Below are 26,519 nucleotides of genomic sequence, written 5' to 3'. Positions count from 1 at the left end.
TGTCGTCTTAATACTAAAATAAATTCAACTTAAATAATGGTATATGACAATACAAGTTTACCAAAAGTTAAGCAAGGGGTCCCTAAATAAAATAGTTTTTAGATTAATTATTATACTTTTAAGCATTATTCATATGAACTATGCAACAGACTACTAATACGATTTTAATGGTGCGCCCTATTCATTTTAGGATGAACGAACAGACGGCAGTAAATAACTATTATCAAAAAGTAATAGATAATATTTTGCCAGCTTCAATTAATAAAAAGGCACAAGAAGAGTTTGATGCATATGTTGAAAAACTAAGGTCTTTTGGTGTTCAAGTGGTTGTAGTATCTGATACAGAGGATTTTGACACTCCAGATGCTATTTTCCCCAATAATTGGATTTCATTCCACCAAGATGGTACCGTGGCTATATACCCCATGTTTGCTGAAAATAGACGTTATGAACGTAGGGAAGATATTCTAGATATACTAGAGGAAAGAGGTTTTCTGATTAAAAATGTAGTTGATTATACTGCTGCTGAAGATGAAGATATTTTTTTAGAAGGCACTGGAAGTGTTGTTTTGGACAGGATAAATAAAAGGGCATATTGTGCGTTATCACCCAGAGCTGATGAAGATTTGTTTATTGAATTTTGCGAGGATTTTGAATACACCCCAATCATCTTCAAGGCTAACCAAACTGTTAACGGCACACGTAAACCTATTTATCATACTAATGTGATGATGTGTGTGGCAGAAACTTTTACTGTAATTTGTTTAGAAGCCATTGACGATAAAAAAGAACGCAAAAATGTTGTTAAGCATTTAAAAGATACCAATAAAGAGGTGATTGCTATTACAGAAGCACAGGTAAACAGTTTTGCAGGTAATATGCTACAGGTGCGTGGTAAAAATAACCAGTTATATGTAATTATGAGCCAAGCGGCTTATGATAGTTTAACGTTAAATCAAGTCAATCAAATTGAAAAACATTGCCCCATTATTTCCAGTTCTTTAGATATTATTGAAGCTTGTGGTGGCGGTAGTGCCCGTTGTATGATGGCTGAAGTGTTTTTACCCAAAGCTTAATTTTAAGCATTGGTCGGTTTCGATTTTGGTAACTGTACATAGAATGTACTGCCGACATTTAGTGTGCTTTCAACCCATATTTTACCATGGTTTAATTCTACAAGCTCTTTGCAAATAGAGAGTCCTAGGCCAGTACCTTTTTCATTACTGGTTCCAGTAGTTGTAAAAGATGTGTTTTTAAATAACTTCCCTAAATTTTCCTTAGAAATGCCAACACCTGTATCAGCAATACTCACAATACTACTACCATTGCTTATATGGTTTGAAATAGTTATGGTATCCCCTTCTTTACAGAATTTTATGGCGTTTGCCAAAAGGTTTTGAACCACTATTTCAAACATGCTACGGTCTGCATAGGCAAAATCTCTAAGAGAATGATCAATTAGTGTAATACCTTTATTTTCCAGGCGCTGTTCAACAAGTTTTACCTTGTCTTCAAACACTTCCTGAATATCAAACAAGCTTGGTTTAGGTTCTAAAGATTGCATTTGAGACTTAGACCAATTTAATAAGTTAAATAATAACAAAGAGGCATTATTAGCATTTTCACTTAGCTCTGGTATCAGCTTTTCAAATTCTTCTCTAGATAGAGAACCATCACTTAGCAAGCCAATAAAACCATTTATAGAAGACAAAGAATCCTTCAAATCATGTGATACGATGGAGAATAATTTGTCTTTTACATTGTTAATACTTTCAAGGTGTGCTATTTGTTCTTCGTAAGCCTGTTTTTGTAAGTCGGTTTTAATACTTTTTTCTTCTAATTCTTGCGTATATTTAATTGTCTCATTTCGCTTTAAATATGCTAAAATTAAAAAAGTAGCCACAATAGCTAGGGCGGCTAACAGGGCGTATAGAAGTATCTTGAACTTACCAAGGGTATTTGAATCTTCAGTAGAAATATTTTTTTTAACATCTTCGGTAGTTGAATCTGAATGCAGTTGATCAAAATTAGGATCTAATTCAAGTCTAATCTCAGCCTCAGTGTTATCGTTTAAAGGAGATACTTTTTTATCCAATTCATTTTTTAAATTATAATATTCACGTTGCCATACAAAAGCTCTATCGAATCGTCGCCTAGTAGAGTCTAAGGCTGTCATGAGCTTGTAATGTTTCAATAGTTCTTTCTTATTATCCAACTCTTTGGCAATAGCACCTGCCTGCAATAATTGGCGTTCGGCAACATTAAGTCTGCTCTTACGTAAATTTAAATCAGCAAGGTTGTTTAAAACTGTAAGTAAACCAGACTTATCCTCACTTCTTATATTAATATTATACGCCTGAACCAAGTATTCGGTGGCTTTGTTATAGTCGTTAAACTTAAGGTATTCTCCTCCTAAATTAGAATAAATAGTTCCACGAATGGAAGTATCGGTGTTATTAGCCAATACTTTTTCATAATACTCAATAGCTTTTCGGTGTTCCTTTTTTAGTGAATACAATTCGGCTAAAGCCATGTTAGAAGTAGTTATACCATCAGCATCCTTTAATTGCTCTTGAACATGTAAAGCCTTGATATAAAACGCAATGGCTTTATCATGAGCATTTACATTACTATAAGCTTTTGCTAGATTACTATAAGCTAATTTTAGTTCTTCTTTTAAGTCTTGCTTTTCAAGTTCATTAATAGCCGCTAGAGAATATTGAAGCCCTTCAGAAAAGTTCCCTCTTTTAATTTCAATCAAGCCAATATTGTTATTTACTTTGGCAACTCCTATTACATCATTTAAACTCTTAAATAAATTTTTAGCTTTATTATAGCCTCTTAGCGCATTAATGTAGTCGTCCTTTTGAGCATAAATCAAAGCTTTGTAATAAGTAACTTCGGCAGTACCTTTTTTGTAATTAATGTCATCCGAAAGTTTTTCGCTTAACAGAATATAGTCAGATGCCTTGTTATAATCTTCAAGGTTATATAGTGCTTTTATGAGCTGTAGGGAAGTGTCAACTTTTAAGGAATCTTGCTTTTGATACGCTAATTTTATAGTAAGACTATCTATTTCCTTGGTTTGTGAAAACCCCAGAAACGTAATCAAAATTAAACCTAACGTAATTAATTGCTTCATATAATGTTCACCTTGAAACTTCTTCTATATCTAAAGTTTTCTGCTATTGAGGGAGAAAAGAATACTTTAATACGTGTTAAGTTAAAATGTTTGTTAGTTGACTGCGAAAATGATTTTTTAATGAATAATTAATAGCTCTGTTTAACAAAATTTCAAAAAAGACCTTTTAAAATCTAATTTCTAGGTTTTACTACCAATATATTAGATAAAATGAAGCCTTAAAATTAGCCTAAAAATCGACGAATAGATTAACGGCAGAAATCATAGAAAAAAAGCACTTTTATCGATGAAATGCGTATGCTCTAATATTCATTTAAGGGTATGATTTAAGGGGTGCTATTGATTGTTTTTTTTTGTTAATTTATAAGAATTGATAAGGTAGTTTAAAGCCTGTATTTTTGCTACAAAGCTTTTATAAAAGTTTTATCTTTGCGCATCTAAAATAAACACCTATACATGAACCTTCAAGACACCTTATCAAACCAAGTGAAACAAGCGGTTTTAGCTTCTTTTAACGTTGAAATTGAATCTGTGGAATTTCAGGCAACCAGAAAAGAATTTGTAGGAGATATTACAGTGGTGGTGTTTCCTATGCTAAGGTATGTAAAAGGGAATCCAATAGTCATTGGTGAAACCATTGGTAATTACCTAGTTGATAATGTAGATAATGTTAAAGCGTTTAATGTTGTAAAAGGCTTTTTGAATATTGAAATTAGCGATTCTTATTACTTAAACTTTTTTGACACTATAAAGGATAATGATACCTACGGATTTGTAAACTCAAGCCCTAGTGAAAAGGCTGTTATGGTGGAGTACTCATCTCCTAATACTAACAAACCATTACATCTTGGTCATATCAGAAACAACCTTTTAGGGTATAGCGTTGCTGAAATTTTAAAAGCCGCTGGTCAAAAAGTTTATAAAACCCAAATTATTAACGACAGAGGTATTCATATTTGTAAAAGTATGTTGGCTTGGAAATTATTTGGTCATGGCGAAACACCTGAAAGTACAGGATTGAAAGGAGATAAGTTGGTTGGAAATTACTATGTAAAGTTTGACCAAGAATATAAAAAAGAAATTGAAAGCTTAGTATCTAAAGGAAAGTCTGAAGATGAGGCTAAAAAGAGCGCTCCAATTTTATTGGAAGCCCAAGAAATGTTACGAGAATGGGAGAAAGGAGATGATGAAACAGTAGCACTTTGGAAAAAGATGAACGGTTGGGTTTATGAGGGTTTTAATGAGACCTATAAAAACTTAGGTGTTGATTTTGATACTTTGTATTACGAAAGCAATACCTATTTATTAGGAAAGGAGTTTGTGGCAGAGGGTTTAAAATCAGGTGTATTTCATACTGAAGAGGATGGCTCGGTTTGGTGTGATTTAACAGATGAAGGTCTCGATAAAAAAATAGTACAAAGAGCAGACGGAACGGCGGTTTATATGACTCAAGATATCGGTACCGCTATTCAGCGTATAAAAGATTTTCCAGATGTTGGTGGAATGGTTTATACCGTTGGAAATGAACAAGATTATCATTTCCAGGTATTGTTTCTAATCCTGAAAAAACTAGGTTTCGAATGGGCTAAAAATCTATATCATTTAAGTTATGGTATGGTAGATTTACCCAGTGGAAAAATGAAGAGTAGGGAAGGAACCGTTGTGGATGCCGATGATTTAATTGATGAAATGGCTGCTACTGCAGAGGAAATTTCCAAAGAGTTAGGTAAGTTAGAAGGCTATTCTGACGAAGAAAAACAAGATTTATATAAAACCATAGGTTTAGGGGCTTTAAAATATTACATCTTAAAAGTAGACCCTAAGAAACGCATTCTTTTTGATCCAAGGGAATCTATAGATTTTCAAGGGAATACAGGGCCTTTTATTCAATACACCTATGCCAGAATTCAGTCTATTTTAAGAAAGGCTACTTCGAGTAAGCTCAGTGACCAAGTTATAAATGCGATAGAGCTTCACGAAAAAGAAAAAGAATTATTAAAGCAATTGCAGTTATTCCCTGAAGTAATTCAAAATGCGGCCTCACAGCATAGCCCAGCGTTGATAGCCAATTATACGTACGATTTAGTTAAAGAGTTTAATTCGTTTTATCAAAATGTTTCCATTCTTGGAGCAGATATCGAAGATGAAAAAATCTTTAGGGTACAACTTTCTAAAGTTGTTGCCAATACCATTAAGAACGCTTTTGGTGTTTTGGGTATCAAGGTGCCAGAGCGCATGTAACATATTAAGGCTTAAAAAAAGCTGCTGTCTAAAAAATCACATTTTTGTCAATCTGAACTCGTTTCAGATTCTGAAATAAATTCAGAATAACAGGTTCTTATACTTTTTAGACAGCTTCTTTATGTTTATGAGATTCCTGCTTTCGCAGGAATTTTTTACTCATCTACCAAAACCCAATCACCTTTAGCAATTAAAGGTTCGGCTTGTTTATATTTTAAAGTCTTGTTTTCACCATTAATAACATGTTTTATGGTCACACGATCGTTACGTCCAATTTTTGGTTTGTCACGTACAATGGTTTCTATCACTTGTGGTTGGCGTTGTGTATTACCTGCGGCTCTACTTTCAGCAGCACGTTCATCTAAATTAGGAATTTCTTCTTTAGAGGTTTGCACTTTTTCTTGCTTTCTGGTGCGTGCTTCCTGAATATTATTTTGAGTTTCTTGAGGTAACTCGCCTTTAAACAAGAACGAAATCACATCTTTGTTCACTTGGTCAATCATTGATTTGAATAACTCAAAAGCTTCAAATTTATAAATCAATAAGGGGTCTTTTTGCTCATGAACCGCCAGTTGTACCGATTGTTTTAATTCATCCATTTTACGTAAATGCGTTTTCCAAGCATCATCAATAATGGCTAAGGCAATATTTTTTTCAAAATCAGTAATCAGTTGCTTACCATTGGTTTCATAAGCTTTTTCAAGGTCTGTAACTACATTTAAACTTTTTACACCATCAGTAAACGGCACCACAATACGTTTGTATTTATCACGTTGGGTTTCATATACATTTTTAATGACTGGGAAAGCCATATCGGCATTACGTTCCATTTTTTCACGATAGTGTTCAAAGGCAGCTTTATATATTTTTGAAGTGATTTCTTGTTCGGAAAGTTTACCAAATGTTTCCTCAGTAATAGGTGAACTCATTGAGAAATAACGAATCAGTTCAAACTCAAAATTCTTGTAATCATTAGCAGCTTTATTTGTTTGGGCAATACCTTCAGAGGTATCAAAAATCATATTAGCCAAATCTACACGAAGGCGTTCTCCATGAAGTGCATGACGGCGACGTTTGTAAACCACCTCACGTTGGGCGTTCATCACGTCATCATACTCTAATAAGCGTTTACGAACCCCGAAGTTGTTTTCTTCAACTTTTTTCTGAGCACGTTCTATAGACTTAGAAATCATAGAATGTTGAATTACTTCACCTTCTTTTAGTCCCATGCGGTCCATCATTTTGGCAATACGTTCGCTACCAAATAAACGCATAAGATTATCCTCTAAGGATACATAGAATTGTGAACTACCTACATCACCTTGACGACCTGCACGACCACGTAACTGGCGGTCTACACGACGGGAATCATGACGTTCTGTCCCCACAATAGCTAAACCTCCGGCTTCTTTAACTTCATCAGTTAATTTAATATCGGTACCACGACCCGCCATATTGGTAGCAATGGTTACTTGGCCACTTCTACCAGCTTGATCTACAATTTCGGCTTCTTTTTTATGTTGTTTTGCATTCAGAACGTTATGAGGAATCTTTCTAATACTTAACATTTTTCCTAATAACTCTGAAATCTCAACCGAGGTTGTTCCAATTAACACAGGGCGACCTGCTTTTGATAATTGGGTAACTTCATCAATGACTGCGTTGTATTTTTCGCGCTTAGTTTTATAAACTAAATCCTCGCGGTCATCACGTGCTATTGGTTTGTTGGTTGGAATTTCAACTACATCTAATTTATAGATTTCCCAAAACTCACCGGCTTCCGTAACGGCTGTACCTGTCATACCAGATAATTTACGGTACATTCTAAAGTAATTCTGTAACGTAACGGTGGCAAAGGTTTGGGTAGCATCTTCAATCTTTACATTTTCTTTGGCCTCTATGGCTTGGTGTAAACCGTCGCTATAGCGGCGCCCATCCATAATACGACCGGTCTGCTCATCAACAATCATTACCTTATTGTCAATAACCACATACTGCGTGTCTTTTTCAAAAAGAGCATAAGCCTTTAATAACTGGTTTAGGGTGTGAATACGTTCTGATTTTACACCAAACTCTTTAAATAATTCTTCTTTAAGTTCTGCTTCTTTTTCTGTGGTTAATCCTTGACTTTCAATTTTTGCAATTTCCATCCCAATTTCTGGCATTACAAAAAAGTTTGGATCATCCTTACCAGATAAATAATCAACCCCTTTATCGGTTAACTCAATCTGGTTGTTTTTTTCGTCTATGACATAGTACAATTCCGCATCTACTTTAGGCATTTCGCGGTTATTGTCTTGCATGTAGAAATTTTCGGTTTTTTGTAGGAGTTGTTTAACGCCTTCTTCACTCAAAAATTTGATAAGTGCTTTATTTTTAGGAATACCTCTGTAAACACGTAATAATTGAAAACCCCCTTCTTTCGTGTCTCCTTCTTTAATGAGTCTTTTAGCTTCGGCTAAAACACCTGTTAAGTACTTACGCTGAACACTAACGATGTCGTCAACTTTTGGTTTAAGTTCGTTAAACTCATGGTGATCTCCTTTCGGAATAGGGCCAGAGATAATTAATGGCGTACGAGCATCATCCACTAACACAGAATCTACCTCATCTACAATGGCATAATGGTGCGGACGCTGCACTAAGTCGTCTGGCGAATGCGCCATATTATCACGTAAGTAATCGAAACCAAACTCATTGTTGGTTCCGTAGGTGATATCAGCATTATAAGCCTTTTTACGCGATTCAGAATTGGGTTGATGGTAGTCAATACAATCAACACTCAATCCGTGAAACTCAAAAATAGGTGCCATCCACGCACTATCACGTTTTGCTAGGTAGTCGTTTACGGTTACCAAATGCACACCTTTACCGGCTAAGGCGTTTAAGTACACAGGAAGGGTAGCTACTAAAGTTTTACCCTCACCAGTTTGCATCTCTGCAATTTTACCTTGATGTAGGGCAATACCACCAATTAACTGAACATCATAATGAATCATGTCCCAGGTAATGGGTTTTCCAGCGGCATCCCAAGAGTTTGACCAGGTAGCGCTATCACCATCTAGTGATACATAGGTTTTTTCACCAGACAGTGTTCTGTCAAATTCATTTGCTTTAACAGTAATAGTAGTATTATTCACAAACCGCTTAGCCGTTTCTTTAACTACGGCAAAAGCTTCGGGTAAAATGTCATTTAAAACCCCTTCGGTAATGTCATATACAGTGTCGTGAAGTCTATCAATTTGCTCATAAATATCTTCACGAGCATCTATATCTTCTGTGTTTTCAGCCTCTTCAGATAGTTTATTGATTTGCTCGTTTACATCTTTGCAAGCTTCAGCAATTTTCGATTTGAATTCTACTGTTTTATGGCGTAACTCTTCATGTGTTAAGCCTTCAAGTGAAGACTCAAACGATTTTATTTTATCTACAATTGGCATGATAGCCTTGACGTCTTGTTTAGATTTGTCTCCAACAAAAACTTTTAAGACCGAATTTAAAAAACTCATAATGTGTTATATATTTTAACTAGGTTTTACCTAGGATATTTTTTTTAATAAACGTATCCAGTTAAGCATTCAAAGATACATTATGTTAAGGTGTTACGTAAGGAATAAAATAAAAAAAAGCCTCAAACTAGAGACTTTTTAACCATTCTTTATGTTTTTTTAATATTCATCTTCGTTCCAAAGGTAATCTTCGTCTGTTGGGTAATCAGACCAGATTTCTTCAATAGAATCATAAGAATCACCTTCGTCTTCAATAGACTGCAAATTTTCAACAACTTCTAAAGGTGCACCAGTTCTAATAGCGTAGTCAATTAACTCGTCCTTAGTAGCTGGCCATGGAGCATCACTTAAATAAGATGCTAGTTCTAAAGTCCAATACATTTCTTGTAGATTTAATTTTTTGCAAAAATAATTTTTTAGTTTAAACGTGCAAGAAAAATTTCATTTAATTATCATTAATTTTAAAGAGCGTTTTTCTTGAGCATACAAACATTAAAATAATTTTTGTAGACTTAAAAAATTGGACAAACTTAAAATCTAAGAAGTCTTTTCAGGAATCCACTTCACTTCATCTGCTTCTAAGTCTTGGGTCAACTTTCGTGCCAACACAAAAAGGTAGTCAGAAAGGCGGTTTAAGTATATTAAAGCATGAGATTCTACAGGTTCAATGTCGTTAAGTGCTGTAGCTAAACGTTCTGCTCTACGGCAAACACAGCGTGCTATATGACAGAATGACACCGTTTGATGACCACCAGGTAATACAAAATGGGTCATGGGAGGTAAAGCCTCATTCATGGTGTCCATTTCATCTTCGAGCTTCTGAATATCATCTGAAGAAATCTTTTCAATATCCAAACGTTCTTTACCGCTTTTTAAGATGGCTTTTTCGGGGTCTGTAGCTAAAATAGCGCCAACAGTGAATAAGCTATGTTGAATTTCAATTAGGATGTCTTTATGTTGCTGATTGATGTTTTGATCTCTAATTAAGCCTATATGCGAGTTCAGTTCATCAACCGTACCATAACTTTCAATTCGTATATGATGTTTAGGAACTCGGGTACCTCCAAATAGGGCTGTGGTTCCTTTATCGCCTGTTTTTGTGTAAATTTTCATCTGATAGTTAATATTGTTTTAGAGGTCATACTTCGGCTGCGCTCAGTACAGGAATGTAATTCGCTATTAATATTTTGGAGATTAGCGATACGATTCTGGAGTGCTCATTTCATGTTTCAAAGTTAAAAGTTAAAAGTTAAAAGTTAAAAGTTTTATTGTAAAAATGATTTTGTCATTCCTGCCTTTAGACTTTAGCCTGTCCTGAGCTTAGTCGAAGGACTCAAGATAAACTTCAGCAGGAATCCAGAATGTAAAAGTGGATTCCGCATCACACTTCGACTGCGCTCAGTGGGACAGTGCGGATGACAGCTAAACGACTTAACAACTAAAGGTCTAAACTCTAATCGTAAAATGCTCTTTAGCTTGTTCTTCTCTAAAAAACACCATACCCCAAAAAAAGGTGTCAATAGTAACAGTAACTTTGGGGTGTTGTTTGATGATCTTCCATGCTTCAGTCATGTCTTTGGACCAGTAGATGTCATCAAAAATAAACATAGTGTTGTTGTTTATAGTTGGCAATAACGTTTCAAAATATTGTAAGGTAGCTTTCTTTTGATGATTGCCATCAAAGAAAATGAGGTCATAATGCTCGCTTGTAAGCTTTGGAATAACCTTTTTAAAATCTCCAATCTTAAATTCAATATTCCTGTACTCATTAAGTTGTTTTTTTGAAAGCGAAGCTATCTCTGGACAACCTTCTATAGTGGTAATTCTAGCTTTCGGGTTTCCTAAACTGAGTGCTTGTGTAGCAATGGCCAATGAAGTGCCGAGTTCTAGTGTCTTGTCTGGTTTGAGATACTTTGCTATTCGAAAAAGGAGTTTGGCTCTTTTTAAGGTAGTTCCAGAAGTTTTAGCAATTTCATTTACTTGCCTCATATTGGTTTTAGTTTTTCTGGAACCAGGCCCCAAATCATGAACTTTAATGGTGTTTTTGTTTTGTAAAAGTTGATTACGGTATTTTTCAATAGTATGATACTCGGTATGTTTGGTTTGGTCATAAAAGCACTTCGTAACTAACTCATATACAAATGGTGAGTGCACCCCATGCTGGTTGGTAGATTTAAACAGGAATTTTAGGTATTGACTTATTTGGTATAACATGTTGTTCAGTTGTTCTCGATACAAAATGCTTCATACTTCAGAATTTCACTCGAACTGACATAAAAGACAAATTTAAGTTGTCACTTCGAGTGTCCCGATTTAATATCGGGATGTATCGAGAAGTTTACTCCTTATTTAAAGGTTTTTTTGGCTAAGTTAGGCAGCTTTTCAAAATCATTATTAATAAGAGCCAGTTTTTTTGCTCTAGACCATTTTTTAATCTGTTTTTCAGTAGAGATAGCTAGTTCAACATTTGTAAATTGAGCATAAAACTGTAAGGTTACTGGTCTCCGTTTATAAGTGTAACTGCTTGTGTGTTTACCTGTTTTATGATCCATAATACGTTTGGTTAAGTTTGATGTAATGCCCGTGTAAAATGTTTTGTCGGAACACTTAAGAATGTAAACGTAATATATTTTCATTTGCATGCTTTTAAGTTGTTCTCGATACAAAATTCTTCATCCTTCAGAATTTCACTCGAACTGACATTAGTATTGTTAGGTTGGTCACTTCGAGTGTCCCGATTGAATATCGGGATGTATCGAGAAGTCAGCCTTCCAATTTTTCCGATAACTCAAACCAACGTTCTTCTTTAGCTTCAATGGTATTAATAATGTCTTGAAGTTCTTCCGATAATTGATTAATGTCCTCCTGAGACAAATCAGGATTAAGAAACTTATCTTCCAATTGTTTTTTATCGTAGGCTAAAGATTTGAGTTTACTTTCAATGTTTCTAAGTTCTTTTTCTTCGTTGAAAGACAGTTTAGAAGCCTCGTTTTGTTTCCATGAAGTATGTTCCTTTTTATCTTCCGTAGCTTTAGAAATAACCGGCTGACTATCCTCATAAACCCGATAGTCGGTATAATTGCCAGGGAAATCTTCAATCACACCTTCGCCTTTAAACACAAACAGATGATCCACCACTTTATCCATAAAATAGCGGTCGTGGGATACCACAATTATACAGCCTGGAAAGTCTAACAAGAAACTTTCAAGGACATTAAGGGTAACAATATCTAAGTCGTTAGTAGGTTCATCCAAAATTAAAAAGTTGGGATTTTGGATTAAAACCGTGCATAAATACAGGCGTTTGCGTTCACCACCACTTAGCTTTTCAACAAAATCATATTGTTTTTTTCTACTGAATAAAAAACGTTCCAGTAATTGTTGTGCACTTATCTGTCTTCCTTTTTTTAAAGGGATATAATCCCCAAACTCTCTGATAACATCAATAACTTTCTGCTCTGGTTTTATGGTAATGCCACTTTGGGTGTAGTAACCAAATTTAACCGTATCACCTTTAACCACTTTACCGCCATCAGGTTTTGTGGTTTGGGTTAAAATATTTAAAAAGGTCGTTTTGCCAGTGCCGTTTTTCCCAATGATGCCAACACGTTCCCCTTTTTTAAAAGTATAGTCAAATCCTTTTAAAATAACTTTGTCTTTGAAAGATTTTGATACATTATGGAACTCCATGATCTTGCTCCCCAAACGCTCCATATTAATTTCAAGCTGAACTTGATAATCTTTTCTACGCTGATGCGCTCGGTGTTTTATTTCAAAGAAATCATCTATCCTAGATTTTGATTTTGTGGTGCGCGCTTTGGGCTGCCTGCGCATCCATTCTAATTCCGTTTTAAATAATTGTTTGGCTTTGTTTGTTTCTACAGCTTCTCGTTCTATTCTGGCGTCTCGCTTTTCAAGGTAGTATGAATAGTTGCCCTTATAGCTGTAGAGTTGTCCTTCATCTAACTCTATAATCTCATTGCAAACACGCTCTAAAAAGTAACGATCGTGCGTTACCATAAACAGTGTGATGTTCTCCTTAGCAAAAAAAGCTTCCAACCACTCAATCATTTCCAAGTCTAAATGGTTAGTAGGCTCATCCAGAATCAATAAATCTGGTTTATTTATTAAAGCATTAGCTAGTGCCAAACGCTTTTTTTGTCCGCCAGACAATAACCCTACTTTCTGATTGAGATCTTCAAGTTTTAGTTTAAAAAGAATCTGTTTGTATTGTGTTTCAAAATCCCAAGCTTGATGTTGTTCCATAGCTTCAAAAGCCTTTTGGTACGTATCGGTGTCTTCAGGATTTAAAAGCGCTTTTTCGTAAGTATGAATTATTTTTAATATAGGATTGTCACTGGCAAAAATGGTTTCTTCAACCGTCAGGTTATTATCGAATTTCGGATCTTGTGATAAAAAAGAAACTTTGATCCCTTTTCGGTAAATAATATTACCAGAGTCCGCTTCATCATCACCCGAAAGAATGTTTAATATAGAGGTTTTTCCGGTACCATTTTTAGCTACAAAGGCTATTTTTTGGTCTTTATGAACACTAAAGGATAAGTCTTCAAAAAGAACCAGTTCACCGTACGATTTTGATATGTTTTCAACTGTTAAGTAGTTCAAAAGAATGCTTTTTTGCAAATATGGGATAAAATGGGGATATATTCATTTTTTTGTTTAACTAGATGAGTGTTTGTGAGGCGTCGAGATTATTCCCGGGGCAGAAAAGTAAGTTAACTATTATATTCAAGCTTAATTCACCTATACAGATCCCCTTGTCGTGTCATGCTGAACTAGTTTCAGCATCTAAAGAAGACTCATGTACATAGACCCTGAACCATACTTCGACTCCGCTCAGTACAAGAATTCAGGGTGACAATGCGAAAGGGGGTGTCAAGTATTATTCACTTCGTTACTCTCAGTGTCTGAATGACAATAGGATTCTTATGTTTCGTAGTTTTGCTGTCTGAAAGACAAATTAATCTAGTTTTGTCATGCTGAATTCATTTCAGCATCTAACAACAAAGACTGGTTAGCATAGACATAGACCCTGAACTATACTTTGATTCCGCTAAGTACAAAGAATTCAGGGTGACAATGCGAAAGGCGTTTGTCAAGTATTATTCACTTCGCTACTTGCTTCGCAAGGTACTTGCAATGCAAATATATTTGATTTAAACCCACCGTCTAAATGCTAAAGCATTTAGCCACCTCCCTTTGACCAAAGGGAGGAGCTTAAGAGTTTAGGGCATGAATAGGAATAATGTAGGGTGCTTAAAAACAAAAAAAATATGTAGATTTGTTTTTTGTCAACTTGCCTCAATATGAAGAGAACGTTTTTTCTTGTTTTAGTTGTGATTAATACAGCATTTTTTTCCTGTATTCCATATAAAGACACGGTATATCTTCAAAATAAATCTCAGGCAACAGATTCCATTCAAAAAATTGTAGAGCAGCAAAAACCCTACAGGGTACAAATCAATGATATTTTGAATATTCGCATAAAAGTAACCGATCAGGATAATGTGCAAATATTTAATCCCATTGGAATAGGCAATCTAAACGCCAGTGGTGCAGAACGGGCCTATTTTGATGGCTTTACAGTAGATTTGCATGGTAATATTAGAATCCCCGAATTAGGCGACATGAACGTGTTGGGGTATACGGCTACAGAAATAGAAACCCTTATCACAGACAAATTGTTAGCAGACCAGTTCAAGGAAACCGCCAATATTTTTGTAACGGTGAAACTTACGGGGCTACGTTATACGACCTATGGTGAAATTGGTAGTGGCATGCAAACCATTTATCAGGAACGTGTTAACATATTTGAAGCCATTGCGAATGCTGGAGACATCACTGATGTAGGTAATAAGAAAGATGTGTTGATTATAAGGCAATACCCTGAAGGGCAAAAAATCCACCATATCGATTTAACCCATGTTAATGTCATGAACTCTCCCTATTACTACATTCAGCCCAATGATATGATTTATGTCAAGCCTTTAAAGCAAAAGTCTTGGGGTACGGGTACCAATGTACTTCAAAATATTGGAGCGGTTGCTACCGTTTTATCATTAATCACTACGACTATTTTGGTTTTTCAACGCATATAACTCATGTCTTATAACGAATTTGAAGATTTAGATCATGTTGAAAGCAAAGGAATGACCTTTGATTTTAAAGGCTTTTTATTTAAAGTCTTACACCATTGGAAATTTATAGTTTTAAGTATTGGTATCGCTTTAGTAATAGCGTATTCTATTAATGTTCGCAAGGAAAATATCTACCGTTTAGGGGCTTTGGTTTCTATTGAGAATGACCAAAACCCTTTTTTTACTGCTAATACCAGTATCTCTTTTAACTGGGGCGGGGTGTCCGGTAAAGTGGGTAAAGTAATCACTACCTTAGGTACTAGACGACATAACGAAAAGGTAGTAGATTCTTTGCAGTATTATACGCGTTACATGATACAAGGAAAATATAGAATGGTAGACGTATACAAGAGCGCTCCTTTCTATTTAGAAATAGACAAGTCTAATCCACAAGTTTTAGGTAAGTATATAGGAATTCGATTTTTAGATGAAGAACAATTTGAAATCTTTATGACGTCTGAAAGCGAGTATGGTACAGGGCAAATTTATTCTGATAAGAGAAAAGAAAGGGTATCTATACCCAAAGGTAATTTTAAAAAAACATATAAAATTGGGGATAAGGTAACATTATCATTTGCAAATTTTACATTACATAAAAGAAGTTTAGCATCTATTACACCCCAATCGGAGTATTATGTGCAATTTTTGGATTTCGATGGAATCGTTAATCAGTATAAGAATGTAGTAAAGGCGTCTCCCAGTAGTAACACTTCTTCGGTGTTAAGGCTTTACATGAATGGAACTAATAAAGGGAAAATAGTAGACTACTTAAATGCTACCGTAGCGATTCTGAGTAAAACAGAATTAGAACATAAAAACCAATATGCTACCAATACCATCAAGTTTATTGATAGTAGTTTGGCCGCTGTTAATTTAGACTTAAAATCTGTAAATGAAGAAATGAATGATTTTAGAAGGCAAAGTAAGGTCTTCGATGTCGATGAAGAATTACAGGAAGTGTCTTCAAAACTAAAGGGTTTAGATAAAGAAAAGGAAGCAGTAAATAACAAGATAAAGTATCTTGATGTATTAGAAACCTATCTCAGAACTAAAACAAATTACACAGAAATAGCGGCACCAACGTCTGTAGGGATTGAAGAATCTAATATTTTGGCAAGTGTGAGCAAGTTGACCAATTTGGCTATTGAGCGACAAAATTTAGAAGCCACCACTAAAGAGGGCTCTAGTTTGTTCAAAGAATTGGATAATCGGATTGATGCTGAAAAAAATGTGCTGTTTGAAATTATTAGGGGTACTAAAAGTACGGTTAGTATTCAGTTGAATTCCATAAATAATCAAATTGCCAAATTGGAATCTAAATTGAATAATTTACCAGAGGATCAGCAACAGTTTTTAAAAATTCAACGGAAACTGGATTTAAGTCAGGAGGCTTATAATGTGTATTTGGCAAAGCGTAGTGAGGCGGCTATAGTGAAGGCTGCTAATGTCTCTGATATATCTATGATTGATGAGGCTAAAGACATTGGTAATCCTCCCATAGGTCCTAATAAAAGTTTGAATTATATGATGGCGCTCATGGTTGGTTTTTTTGCGCCTTTAGTACTTGTTTTTGTGGTGTTTTTATTAGATACCACCATTCATGGCTCCGATGAGGTAGAACGTTTGTCTAACATCCCTATTTTAGGTTTGATTGGAAAATACAGATATCACAATAATTTAGTAGTTTTTGAAAAACCCAAATCGGCGGTAGCCGAATCCTTTCGCTCCATTCGGTCGAGTTTACAATTCTTTTACAAGAAAAATGATAAGGAGGGTGGTAGAACGCTTATGGTCACCTCTTCGGTGAGTGGTGAAGGGAAAACTTTTTGTTCTATTAACATTGCTACGGCTTATGCTCTGTCTGGTAAAAAAACTATTTTACTGGGCTTGGATTTACGAAAGCCCAAAATCTTTAATGATTTTGATTTAAATAACGACAAGGGAATGGTTAATTACTTAATTGGAGACAGTCAATTTGAAGCGTTAGTAAAAAAAACCCATATCGATAACTTAAGTGTGGTGACTTCCGGTCCTATACCACCCAATCCATCCGAATTGTTAATGGGAGGAAAATTACAGGAACTTGTTGCTGCTTTACGTCAAACTTATGATATCATTGTTTTAGACACGCCACCACTAGGTTTGGTGACTGATGCTTTAGAGCTATCTAATTATGCCGATGCGACCTTATTTGTGGTACGTTTAGACTATACAAAAAAGGGCATGTTACAATTAGTGAACACGAAATATAGAAAAGGCGAGTTAAAAAATATCAGTTTTGTGTTAAACTTTTATAAACATAAAACCAATCAAAATTATGGTTATGGCTATGGTTACGGTTATGGTTACGGCTATGGAGTTTATGGCGAGACCTATCATGAAAAACAAGACAGCTCTTTATTTGGGAAAGCAAAGCGGTTTATTAAGAAACTATAACCCCTGTCATTCCTGCGCAGGCAGGAATCCACAAAACACATTTTCAAAAGTAAAAACTACCAAATATAATATTGAGCCAACAAGGTTCTTCAGTGGATTCTAAGTCTTCTTTTGAGCGTCTAACATCTTATCATCGGTATAGAATACACAAAACAAAAAAAATCTGTCATTTTGAGCGAGAAATATTTCGAGCGTAAGAATCTGTTAAATAAATAGTCTAGTTTGTTCTTAAAAACAAATAGATTGTCACGTCATCCCGATAGCCATCGGGACGCTTCACAATGTCGGCATCTTGTATCGAATCGTCATTCTGAGCGTTACACGAAGGAAAGCATTGCTTTCTTGAGGGTACATTGCGAAGCTAACGAACGTAAGAATCTGTTTAATGTATTAACAAATCTGCTATTTTAGTACCCTTTATGCCAAGAGGTTGCACGTTCCCAATAGCTGTTGGGACGCATAACAATGACGATTTACTTGCTATGACTCGTCATTCATAGCACAACGAAGAATCCCCCTGTCATTCAGAGAGTAGTGAAACGGAACGAAGAATCTCTTCCATAATGTGAAACATGTCTATCATTCAGAGCATTATTTAAATGTAAATAAATTTGCATTGAAAGCTCCTTGTAAAGCAAGTATCGAAGAGGAAGAATCCCCTTCCAAACCGTACAACATAAAATCTAACAAAATGTCTCTGTCATTCAGAGCATTGCGAAGAATCCCCCTGTCATTCAGAGAGTAGTGAAACGGAACGAAGAATCTCTTCCATAATGTGAAACATGTCTATCATTCAGAGCATTATTTAAATGTAAATAAATTTGCATTGAAAGCGCCTTGTAAAGCAAGTATCGAAGAGGAAGAATCCCCTTCCAAACCGTACAACATAAAATCTAACAAAATGTCTCTGTCATTCAGAGCATTGCGAAGAATCCCCTATCATTCAGAGAGTAGTGAAACGGAACGAAGAATCTCTTCCATAATATGAAAACAAACAACATGCTAATAGTAGAATAAAAACCGTTAAAACAAGTTTAACGGTTTTCAACACACATCGCTTCTTAAATATAAGAAACTTTATCGTGATACATAGTCTAAATGCTATAGTTAACACAACCGCTAACCAACCACTTGTATGGTCATAGCATTGTCACTAGCCAATTCATAAAGCACCCCATTAATATCCTGATAAAAGATGATACCGACAGTAATTACTACAGCTACACTAATAGGTAGAGCAGATGAAAACCCTAAATCGGTAGTTAAGGTAGTGTCACTACCAACAGGTCCGGTTAAGGGAATCTCATTACTAAAAACAATATTACTGGTTTCATTTTCGCCTGGATTTGTAGGGGTATATTGTTTAAGGTCATTGTTATAAGTGTAATTGCTTAGTACAGAGCAGCCTAATACAAGCTTAAAATGAGTAGCGCCTTCAGGAGCATGAATATAGTCCAAGGTATTAAAATCAGGTATTAACCAGGTACAAATACTTCGGTTAGTATCTAATGTAGGGGTGCCAAAAGGAGCAAAGAAAACACTTTCCAAGGGCTTTGATTTGTTAAACTCAAAACCTTCTAAAAGTGCTTTATTGGTTAATATATCAAATTCGCGTTTACCACGCACACCTGTTCCATTAGCATTAATACGTTTCATAATGGCAGTTAACCGTCCTACAACGGTACGGTCACTCATAATAGGGATAATAGTAGCAAATCCATGCCGCAATGCTTTGCCTACCGTAGCACTACCACCAAACTCCGTCATATTTTCACGTGTTCGTTTAAAATTAGACTCTTTTAAGATGCGGTCTTTATTAATAGCACTTTTGGTTTTAACAATAGATTGTCCACCACTTTTATAAAAGGTAAGTCCTCCCAACGTACCTTCTAAGTCAATATAGCCTTTTTGTTTTGCCATAATTAAAAAATTTATGTTGTTATAAATAACAACGGGTTATACAATAATTAAATACAAAGGCCTTTTGTATATGGAAAGTCTATTATAAAGCGAAGCGTGTGTTATAGTATTACGTCTAAGTAAGAATTTTAGTATTATATAACTACGTTAAAAACATGTTAAACTTTTTAGGTGTTTCAATTAAAAGATTTTATAATGTACTGTAAGCCCAATGAATTCAGTGAATGAAACAAATAAAATTTGTATCGAGATCTACGATATATACCTAAAAATATTTTTATTGAGAGCATTTATCTTGAGTTTGTCAAAGTGTCACCAAAAACCTGATGCCATTCCAACACTTTAATGAAGTGTAAATATAGTCATATTGAAAGTGCCTTGATAACCCAATATTGAAGTGAAAGAATCTCCTTGGTCATTCAGAGCACAGCGAAGAATCTCTTTCGGGTAGTCAAAGCTTAAACCAACAGGCTATTTGATTTATATTTTAACGTGAATTCGACGTACAAAACTCATTTTTATTCCATTTATACAATAAAATTGGAGCTTGTCACCTTGAGCATTGCTAAGTGAAAATATATTTTCAACGAAAGCACCTTGTGAAACAAGTCGAAAGGTCTTTAAATAGGGAGTATTTCAATGAGGTCTCGACTGCGCTCTACCTAACACTTAAGTTATTTTTTTGTTAATCAATTTAATAGATTTAACTTTACATGTAACTCACGTTATTTTAGAGGGTATATGTATCTTTATTGTTATCTTAGCACGATTAAAACCCCAAAGTGTGCATACTTCTAAAGAAAGCCCATGGTTGTATACCATCTCTTCAAAGCGAAAGCTGGTAGATTTCAACTTTAAAGAAATATGGCAATATAAAGACCTAATGTTTTTGTTTGTAAGACGGAACGTGATTGCTGTATATAAACAAACTATTTTAGGGCCATTATGGTATTTAATACAACCTTTGTTTACAGCACTTACCTTTACCATTATTTTTAATAAAGTTGCCAATATTGATACGGGAACCGTACCACCTTTTTTGTTTAATTTGGCTGGTATATCGGTATGGGCCTATTTTAAAAACTGTTTAACAGGAACCTCAAACACGTTTAGTGCCAATGCTGGTATGTTTAGTAAAGTTTACTTTCCACGTGTCATTATACCGTTATCTGTGATTATTACAAATTTGGTGAAGTTTGGTATCCAGTTACTCATTTTCATAGGGTTCTATGTATATTATTATAGCACGGGTTCTCAGATACAAATTAATAAACTCATTGTGCTATTCCCGGTTCTAGTTATGGTTATGGGCTTATTTGGCTTGGGTATAGGAATGCTTATTTCATCCATGGTGACCAAATATAAAGACCTTAAGTTCTTAATTGGGTTTGGGGTGCAGTTGTTAATGTATCTGTCTGCTGTGATGTACCCCTTAAGTTTAATGCGAGAAAAATTACCGCGTTTTGCTTGGTTAGTGGAGTATAACCCTATGGCTTATGTGATAGAAACCGCCCGATATATGCTGTTGAGTGATGGGGTTATTTCTTGGCCTGGATTAATCTATACAACTATCGTTACTGTTCTAGTATTATTTTTTGGTTTGCTGGTTTTTAATGCCACTGAAAAACGATTTATAGATACCATTTAAGTATGTCAAAGCCTTTTAATCATTTTGTGATTACGCGTTTTAATTTAAAGCAGTCTATATGGGGTTCAGATAAATTAGGGGCTCAGGTAAATAGTGACGTTTGGTTAAAAAGCAGGTATGAACTTTTTGAAACATATTGTTTTCCCTCTTTACAAAACCAAACCAATAAAGATTTTAAATGGCTGGTGTTTTTTGATGAGACTACACCACAAATTTACAGAGATAAGAATACTGCTTTAAATACCATTTTTAAAAATTTTATACCTATATATGTAAAAAATTTTGAAACATTTCACATTACAGTACCACAATTTGTTAAGGATCATTCAGAGAAGGGGGTCAACTATGTCATTACAACCAGATTAGATAATGATGACTGCTTTCATAAGGATGCTGTAAAGACTATTCAAGATCATTTTACAACCAAAGAGACTGCTATTATTGATTTGTGTAACGGATTAACACTTCAGACTACGCCTGCATATAAATTGGCTTTGAGGGAACATGTCATATCTGGACCATTCATAAGCCTTTGTGAATCTTTGAAACCAAGTAAAAACCCGGTTACGGTATATAAGCAAGAGCATACCGCTTGGTTAGGAGAGGTCACTTATATTTCCGTAAACAAAGGATTTTATTGGCTACAAATCATTCATGACCGAAATATTTCAAATGCTTTAGGAAAACAACTCACTTATAACAAACGTTATTTAGAAGGCTTTGATTTTTTAGGAAGCATCCCATTTAGTTTAAGATATTATATATTTATCCTCTATAAAAAAATACGACGTTTGGTTAAACATCGTATTAGAAATAAAACAAATGATTTAAATCTATGAGCGCTATCATTTTAAAGATTGATAATATATCTAAGCAATACCGTTTGGGGCTTGTAGGAACGGGGACTCTCAGCGATGATTTAAAACGCTGGTGGTTCAGGATTTTAAAAAAACCAGATCCTTTTCTTAAAGTAGGTACCATTAATGATAGAAGTAAAAAAAGTGATTCTAACTATATATGGGCTCTTAAAAATATTAATATAGAGGTAGAAGAAGGTGAGGTGCTAGGAATCATCGGCAAAAATGGCGCTGGGAAATCTACACTACTTAAGATTTTATCCAGAATCACCATGCCCACTACAGGCGTGGTCAAAAGCAAAGGCAGAATAGCATCCCTGTTAGAAGTGGGAACTGGGTTTCATCCTGAGCTCACAGGAAAAGAAAATATTTATTTAAATGGTGCTATTTTAGGCATGACCAAGGCTGAAATCAAAGAAAAAGAAACCGCCATTATTGAATTTTCTGGTTGTCAAAATTATATTGATACCCCCGTTAAGCGCTATTCATCGGGGATGCGGGTACGTTTAGCGTTTGCAGTAGCCGCTTTTTTAGAGCCTGATATTTTGGTAATTGATGAGGTATTGGCAGTGGGTGATGCCGAGTTTCAAAAAAAAGCCATAGGAAAGATGCAGGATATTAGTAGAGGTGAAGGGCGCACGGTCTTGTTTGTAAGCCATAATATGGCATCGGTAAAGGCATTATGCACTCGGGCCATTGTTTTAGAACATGGTGAGATGGTTTTCGAGGGAGGTACCGATGAAGCCGTGAGTTTTTATTTAAAAGGAGGCGCCGATTTAATAAATCATAGACAATTTGGAAACACTATTAATAAAGAGGTGTTTCAATTACACCACATAAGTATAAAAAATACCACGAGAGCCATAGAGGACGCTATAGTAGAGGATGAAGCTATTGAGTTAAAAACAGCTTTAAGTTTTAAAGCCTCAAATCCAGAAGATTATCATATTACCTACCATTTATTTAATGAAATGGGAGAAGCCATGTTTTCTTTTTCTAATACGTCAGAACCTTTACAAAAAGGCAATAATGTGTTGTGTTGTTATTTACCAAAAGGGTTTTTACAGTCCGGACAATATTTTCTGTCTTTTTTCTTCGTTAAAGACAGAAGGAAAGCTATTTTTATTGAAAAGGATATTATGAGTTTTGTAGTAGCAGATGGCAAACGCGATATAGGCGTTTATATGGGTAAAGAGCCCGGGTATATCCGGCCACAATTTAAATGGGAGCGATTGGATGATTAATGTAACCAAAACATTTTTACCACCTCAGGAGGAGTACCAGTTGATATTAAAAAAAGTCTGGGAGGATGGCTGGATAACCAACCGAGGCGCGTTGGTGAAGGCGCTTGAAGAGCAACTTAAAGCATATCTTAGCATTCCTAATATCATTTGTATGACTAATGGTACGCTACCATTACAAATAGCTATAAAAGCTTTGGGCTTACAAGGTGAGATTATAACCACTCCCTTTAGTTATGTGGCCACCACCTCAAGTATTGTATGGGAAGGCTGTAAACCTGTTTTTGTAGATATTCACCCAGACTATTTAACGATTGATGAAACTAAAATAGAAGCAGCTATTACCCCTAAAACTTCGGCCATATTAGCCACCCATGTGTTTGGGAATCCTTGTGATGTAGAGACCATAGACGCTATAGCCAAAAAGCACCATTTAAAAGTAATTTATGATGCTGCCCATTGTTTTGGAGTACAATACAAAGATCAATCCATATTCAATTATGGCGATATCAGCACCTGTAGTTTTCATGCCACCAAATTATTTCATACGGGTGAAGGCGGCGCTATTGTTTTTAAGGATGATGGTTTATACAATGACTTTTACTACCATCACAATTTTGGGCATAAGGGAAACGAAGATTTTTTTGGTTTAGGTATTAATGCAAAAATGAGTGAGTTACAGGCTGCTATGGGGTTGGCTTTATTTCCTTACCTCAATATAATTTTAGAGAGTAGAAGGAGTATTGTTGATTTTTATAACAGGCAACTTCAAGATACTAAACTAAAGTTTTTAAAATTTAGAGATCATACCAATTGGAACTACAGTTATTATCCAATTATTTTTAAAAATGAAACGCAACTCCTCAATGTTGTTCATGCTTTAAATGCTGCAGATATATTCCCAAGACGCTATTTTTATCCAAGCTTAGATAATTTACCATATCTAAAAAATCAACATTGTCAGATTTCAAATCAGATAGCAGCTTCTATTTTGTGTTTACCATTATATCATGATTTAACTGAAAAGCAACAAACTAGAATTGTTGAATTGATTAAAGCACATTTATGAAAATAGCCATAATGCAGCCTTATTTTTTTCCTTACATCGGTTATTTTCAATTGATAAATGCTGTGGATGAGTTTGTGTTTTATGACGATGTTAATTTTATAAAAAAAGGATATATCAACAGAAATATGATATTAGTTAATGGAGATAGCTATCAATTTACTCTACCAATAAAAAAAGCATCCCAAAATAAGTTGATAAATCAGACTGAAGTAGCTCTGTCAAAAAAATGGATTGAAAGTTTTCTAAAGACCTTAGAATTTGCCTATAAAAATGCACCGTACTTTAAAAGTGTTTATAATTTGGTGCAAAATGTTTTAGAAGAAGATTATAAAAACGTATCTCAAATTGCCATCAATAGCGTAAGTAAGGTGTGTGCTTATCTAGGATTAACACCATATTTTAGTTTAAGTTCTCGCGATTATTCAAATAGCAAAACACTAAAAAAAGCAGATAGATTAATAGCAATAGCAAGAGAGGCAGGTAAATGTAATTATATTAATCCTATTGGGGGGCAAAAATTATATACTAAGACTTATTTTAAAGATAGAGGTGTTAATCTCAGTTTTTTACAACCCGAAACCATTTGCTATAGTCAAATGCAACATCAATTTGTAGACTCTTTATCAATTATAGATGTATTGATGTTTAATTCTAAGGATTCTATTTTAACTCTTTTAAATCAAAGAAAAATAATATGAAAAGTAATAAGGTAATAATATTTGGAGTGTTAGATACTGCAGAACTTGCTTATTATTATTTAACAAATGATTCAGACTATGAGGTTATAGCTTTTACATTAACTAAAGACTACATAGATAAAGTAGAATTTTGTGGACTTCCAGTGGTTGCTTTTGAAGATTTAGAAAGTTTATTTCCTCCAGAAAATTATTTACTTTTTTGTCCAATGACAGCTAAGAAAATGAACACTTTAAGAGAGAAAATTTATTTAGAAGGTAAGAAAAAAGGTTACAAATTTGCCACATATATAAGTAGTAAAGCAACAATTTTTAATAATGAAATAGGGGAAAATTGTTTTATTTTGGAAGATAATACCATACAACCTTTTACTAAAATAGGAAATAATGTGGTCTTATGGAGTGGGAATCATATTGGTCATCACGGAGAAATTAAAGACCATGTTTTTTTTACATCGCATGTAGTAATGTCTGGTCATTGTATTATTGAATCTCATTGTTTTTTTGGAGTAAATGCTACAATTAGAGATTATTCAACTATTGGCAAAGGTACTTTGATTGCTATGGGAGCTTGTTTAACAAAACAAAGTACAGAAGAATGGAGTGTTTATGCAGGTAATCCAGCAAAACGTTTAGGAGAGAAAAAGAGTTATGACTTATATTAAATCAAAATGGGAAAAGAAAGGTTTGATATTTAAACCTAAGGGTAATTTAGACTGGAGCTTAACACATGCTCAAGTACCCTTCGCACATCTTATTAATGATGATATTCTAAGAATCTTTTATTCAACTAGAGATAAACATAGTTGCTCTTCAGTTTCATTTATAGATGTAGATCCTGGCGACCCTTCAAATATAAAATATGTTCATAAATTACCTGTGCTGCAAAAAGGTAAAAGAGGGTCATTTGATGACTCAGGAACAATGCCATCTTGGTTTTTAAATCATGAAAATAAGCTTTACATGTATTATACTGCTTGGAATAAGAGTATCGATGCATCGTATAGACTATCTATTGGTTTAGCAGTAAGCGAGGATAATGGGTTTTCATTTGAGAAACTATTTAGAGGGCCAATTCTAGACAGAAATATGTATGACCCTATTTGGGTAGGGCAACCATGTGTGCTTAAAGAGGAAGGCGTTTGGAAAATGTGGTATTTATGTTGTGAAAAAATTGAAGTTATTAATAACATTCCAGAACCATTTTATAATGTCAAATATGCTGAGTCTAATGACGGTGTTAATTGGTTAAGAGAAAACCGTGTTTGTATTGATTTTGATTTTGGAAACATTGATGCTATAGGTAGACCTTGCGTTTTTAAAGATGAAGGAATTTATAAAATGTATCACTCAAATAGAAAGGCTTTAGGTTATAGAGAAAATAAAGAGGCAGCATACTCAATTGGGTATTCAGAGTCTGAGGATGGAATGTATTGGAAAAGATTAGATGATTTGGCAGGGATTGAAAAGAGTGACGTTGGATGGGATAGTCTTATGAACGAATATTGTACAACTTATTTGTTTAATGGCGTTAGGTATTTGATATATAATGGGAATGGGTTTGGAGAAAGTGGTTTTGGATATGCAGTTTTAAGAAAATAGA

General features: G+C 34.7%; 19 protein-coding genes. 11 read left to right on the top strand and 8 right to left on the bottom strand.

Annotation, left to right across the window (positions count from 1 at the left end):
- The first annotated feature begins 140 nt into the window (after positions 1 to 140).
- Positions 141 to 1,076 (top strand): citrulline utilization hydrolase CtlX, encoded by a 936-nt coding sequence (gene ctlX, locus DFQ02_RS08740; RefSeq protein ID WP_116524041.1) that lies wholly within the window; start codon positions 141 to 143, stop codon positions 1,074 to 1,076.
- Between the two features lie 2 nt (positions 1,077 to 1,078).
- Here ctlX and DFQ02_RS08735 read toward each other — a convergent pair whose 3' ends face one another.
- A complete protein-coding gene (locus tag DFQ02_RS08735; protein WP_116524040.1) occupies positions 1,079 to 3,142 on the bottom strand; it encodes a tetratricopeptide repeat-containing sensor histidine kinase in 2,064 nt (687 codons plus the stop codon).
- A 456-nt stretch (positions 3,143 to 3,598) separates the two neighbouring features.
- Here DFQ02_RS08735 and argS point away from each other — a divergent pair, with 456 nt between their 5' ends.
- A complete protein-coding gene (gene argS, locus DFQ02_RS08730; RefSeq protein ID WP_116524039.1) occupies positions 3,599 to 5,383 on the top strand; it encodes an arginine--tRNA ligase in 1,785 nt (594 codons plus the stop codon).
- A gap of 155 nt (positions 5,384 to 5,538) precedes the next feature.
- Here the strand turns inward: argS and secA are convergent, their stop codons facing one another.
- The 6 genes from secA to DFQ02_RS08700 all read right to left on the bottom strand — a co-directional run bounded on the left by secA (position 5,539) and on the right by DFQ02_RS08700 (position 13,518).
- Positions 5,539 to 8,892, bottom strand: a complete 3,354-nt coding sequence (gene secA / locus DFQ02_RS08725; protein WP_116524038.1) for a preprotein translocase subunit SecA — start codon at positions 8,890 to 8,892, stop codon at positions 5,539 to 5,541.
- A gap of 159 nt (positions 8,893 to 9,051) precedes the next feature.
- Complete coding sequence (locus DFQ02_RS08720) at positions 9,052 to 9,273, bottom strand: DUF2795 domain-containing protein (protein WP_019387375.1); 222 nt, start codon at positions 9,271 to 9,273, stop codon at positions 9,052 to 9,054.
- A 156-nt stretch (positions 9,274 to 9,429) separates the two neighbouring features.
- Positions 9,430 to 10,005, bottom strand: coding sequence for a cob(I)yrinic acid a,c-diamide adenosyltransferase (locus tag DFQ02_RS08715; protein WP_116524037.1), 576 nt, complete (start codon positions 10,003 to 10,005; stop codon positions 9,430 to 9,432).
- A 333-nt stretch (positions 10,006 to 10,338) separates the two neighbouring features.
- Positions 10,339 to 11,106, bottom strand: coding sequence for an O-methyltransferase (locus DFQ02_RS08710; RefSeq protein WP_116524036.1), 768 nt, complete (start codon positions 11,104 to 11,106; stop codon positions 10,339 to 10,341).
- A gap of 131 nt (positions 11,107 to 11,237) precedes the next feature.
- The gene (locus DFQ02_RS08705; RefSeq protein WP_116524144.1) at positions 11,238 to 11,528 is read right to left on the bottom strand and encodes a GIY-YIG nuclease family protein; all 291 of its coding nucleotides are present in this window, start codon (positions 11,526 to 11,528) and stop codon (positions 11,238 to 11,240) included.
- 127 nt (positions 11,529 to 11,655) lie between these two features.
- Positions 11,656 to 13,518, bottom strand: a complete 1,863-nt coding sequence (locus DFQ02_RS08700; protein ID WP_116524035.1) for an ABC-F family ATP-binding cassette domain-containing protein — start codon at positions 13,516 to 13,518, stop codon at positions 11,656 to 11,658.
- 701 nt (positions 13,519 to 14,219) lie between these two features.
- Here DFQ02_RS08700 and DFQ02_RS08695 point away from each other — a divergent pair.
- A complete protein-coding gene (locus tag DFQ02_RS08695; RefSeq protein WP_116524034.1) occupies positions 14,220 to 15,011 on the top strand; it encodes a polysaccharide biosynthesis/export family protein in 792 nt (263 codons plus the stop codon).
- A gap of 3 nt (positions 15,012 to 15,014) precedes the next feature.
- Entirely contained in the window at positions 15,015 to 17,486 is a 2,472-nt protein-coding gene (locus tag DFQ02_RS08690) for an exopolysaccharide transport family protein (RefSeq protein WP_116524033.1), read from the top strand.
- A 1,119-nt stretch (positions 17,487 to 18,605) separates the two neighbouring features.
- Here the strand turns inward: DFQ02_RS08690 and DFQ02_RS08685 are convergent.
- Positions 18,606 to 19,406 carry a hypothetical protein gene (locus DFQ02_RS08685; protein WP_116524032.1) on the bottom strand — a complete coding sequence of 267 codons (801 nt, stop codon included), beginning with the start codon at positions 19,404 to 19,406 and terminating at the stop codon, positions 18,606 to 18,608.
- Positions 19,407 to 20,190: 784 nt separating this feature from the next.
- On the opposite strand from DFQ02_RS08685, the gene DFQ02_RS08680 reads away from it, so the two are divergent.
- From DFQ02_RS08680 to DFQ02_RS08650, 7 genes are read left to right on the top strand one after another with little or no spacing between them, the layout of a single operon-like run.
- Entirely contained in the window at positions 20,191 to 21,054 is an 864-nt protein-coding gene (locus DFQ02_RS08680) for an ABC transporter permease (RefSeq protein ID WP_116524031.1), read from the top strand.
- Between the two features lie 2 nt (positions 21,055 to 21,056).
- Positions 21,057 to 21,893: a glycosyltransferase gene (locus tag DFQ02_RS08675; protein WP_116524030.1), complete on the top strand. Its 837-nt coding sequence runs from the start codon at positions 21,057 to 21,059 to the stop codon at positions 21,891 to 21,893.
- Complete coding sequence (locus DFQ02_RS08670; protein ID WP_116524029.1) at positions 21,890 to 23,155, top strand: ABC transporter ATP-binding protein; 1,266 nt, start codon at positions 21,890 to 21,892, stop codon at positions 23,153 to 23,155. Before DFQ02_RS08675 ends, DFQ02_RS08670 begins: the two co-directional genes overlap by 4 nt.
- A complete protein-coding gene (locus DFQ02_RS08665; protein WP_116524028.1) occupies positions 23,148 to 24,221 on the top strand; it encodes a DegT/DnrJ/EryC1/StrS family aminotransferase in 1,074 nt (357 codons plus the stop codon). The genes DFQ02_RS08670 and DFQ02_RS08665 overlap by 8 nt, the downstream gene beginning before the upstream one ends.
- Positions 24,218 to 24,919: a WbqC family protein gene (locus DFQ02_RS08660; RefSeq protein ID WP_116524027.1), complete on the top strand. Its 702-nt coding sequence runs from the start codon at positions 24,218 to 24,220 to the stop codon at positions 24,917 to 24,919. Before DFQ02_RS08665 ends, DFQ02_RS08660 begins: the two co-directional genes overlap by 4 nt.
- Positions 24,916 to 25,581, top strand: a complete 666-nt coding sequence (locus tag DFQ02_RS08655) for an acetyltransferase (protein WP_116524026.1) — start codon at positions 24,916 to 24,918, stop codon at positions 25,579 to 25,581. The genes DFQ02_RS08660 and DFQ02_RS08655 overlap by 4 nt, the downstream gene beginning before the upstream one ends.
- A complete protein-coding gene (locus DFQ02_RS08650) occupies positions 25,568 to 26,518 on the top strand; it encodes a hypothetical protein (protein ID WP_116524025.1) in 951 nt (316 codons plus the stop codon). The genes DFQ02_RS08655 and DFQ02_RS08650 overlap by 14 nt, the downstream gene beginning before the upstream one ends.
- Position 26,519: the final 1 nt, after the last annotated feature.

It is taken from the genome of Seonamhaeicola aphaedonensis, assembly GCF_003386195.1.
Classification (GTDB): domain Bacteria; phylum Bacteroidota; class Bacteroidia; order Flavobacteriales; family Flavobacteriaceae; genus Seonamhaeicola; species Seonamhaeicola aphaedonensis.
This window is presented reverse-complemented; position numbering and strand designations above follow the sequence as displayed.

Bases quoted from the DNA above. Each gene is read 5' to 3' on its own strand.
- DFQ02_RS08660 (WP_116524027.1), top strand. From the start codon at position 24,218: ATGAAAATAGCCATAATGCAGCCTTATTTTTTTCCTTACATCGGTTAT.
- DFQ02_RS08670 (WP_116524029.1), top strand. From the start codon at position 21,890: ATGAGCGCTATCATTTTAAAGATTGATAATATATCTAAGCAATACCGT.
- DFQ02_RS08655 (WP_116524026.1), top strand. From the start codon at position 24,916: ATGAAAAGTAATAAGGTAATAATATTTGGAGTGTTAGATACTGCAGAA.
- DFQ02_RS08675 (WP_116524030.1), top strand. From the start codon at position 21,057: ATGTCAAAGCCTTTTAATCATTTTGTGATTACGCGTTTTAATTTAAAG.
- DFQ02_RS08690 (WP_116524033.1), top strand. From the start codon at position 15,015: ATGTCTTATAACGAATTTGAAGATTTAGATCATGTTGAAAGCAAAGGA.
- argS (WP_116524039.1), top strand. From the start codon at position 3,599: ATGAACCTTCAAGACACCTTATCAAACCAAGTGAAACAAGCGGTTTTA.
- DFQ02_RS08685 (WP_116524032.1), bottom strand. From the start codon at position 19,406: ATGGCAAAACAAAAAGGCTATATTGACTTAGAAGGTACGTTGGGAGGA.
- DFQ02_RS08695 (WP_116524034.1), top strand. From the start codon at position 14,220: ATGAAGAGAACGTTTTTTCTTGTTTTAGTTGTGATTAATACAGCATTT.
- DFQ02_RS08735 (WP_116524040.1), bottom strand. From the start codon at position 3,142: ATGAAGCAATTAATTACGTTAGGTTTAATTTTGATTACGTTTCTGGGG.
- DFQ02_RS08715 (WP_116524037.1), bottom strand. From the start codon at position 10,005: ATGAAAATTTACACAAAAACAGGCGATAAAGGAACCACAGCCCTATTT.
- DFQ02_RS08665 (WP_116524028.1), top strand. From the start codon at position 23,148: ATGATTAATGTAACCAAAACATTTTTACCACCTCAGGAGGAGTACCAG.
- secA (WP_116524038.1), bottom strand. From the start codon at position 8,892: ATGAGTTTTTTAAATTCGGTCTTAAAAGTTTTTGTTGGAGACAAATCT.
- ctlX (WP_116524041.1), top strand. From the start codon at position 141: ATGCAACAGACTACTAATACGATTTTAATGGTGCGCCCTATTCATTTT.
- DFQ02_RS08705 (WP_116524144.1), bottom strand. From the start codon at position 11,528: ATGAAAATATATTACGTTTACATTCTTAAGTGTTCCGACAAAACATTT.
- DFQ02_RS08710 (WP_116524036.1), bottom strand. From the start codon at position 11,106: ATGTTATACCAAATAAGTCAATACCTAAAATTCCTGTTTAAATCTACC.
- DFQ02_RS08650 (WP_116524025.1), top strand. From the start codon at position 25,568: ATGACTTATATTAAATCAAAATGGGAAAAGAAAGGTTTGATATTTAAA.
- DFQ02_RS08720 (WP_019387375.1), bottom strand. From the start codon at position 9,273: ATGTATTGGACTTTAGAACTAGCATCTTATTTAAGTGATGCTCCATGG.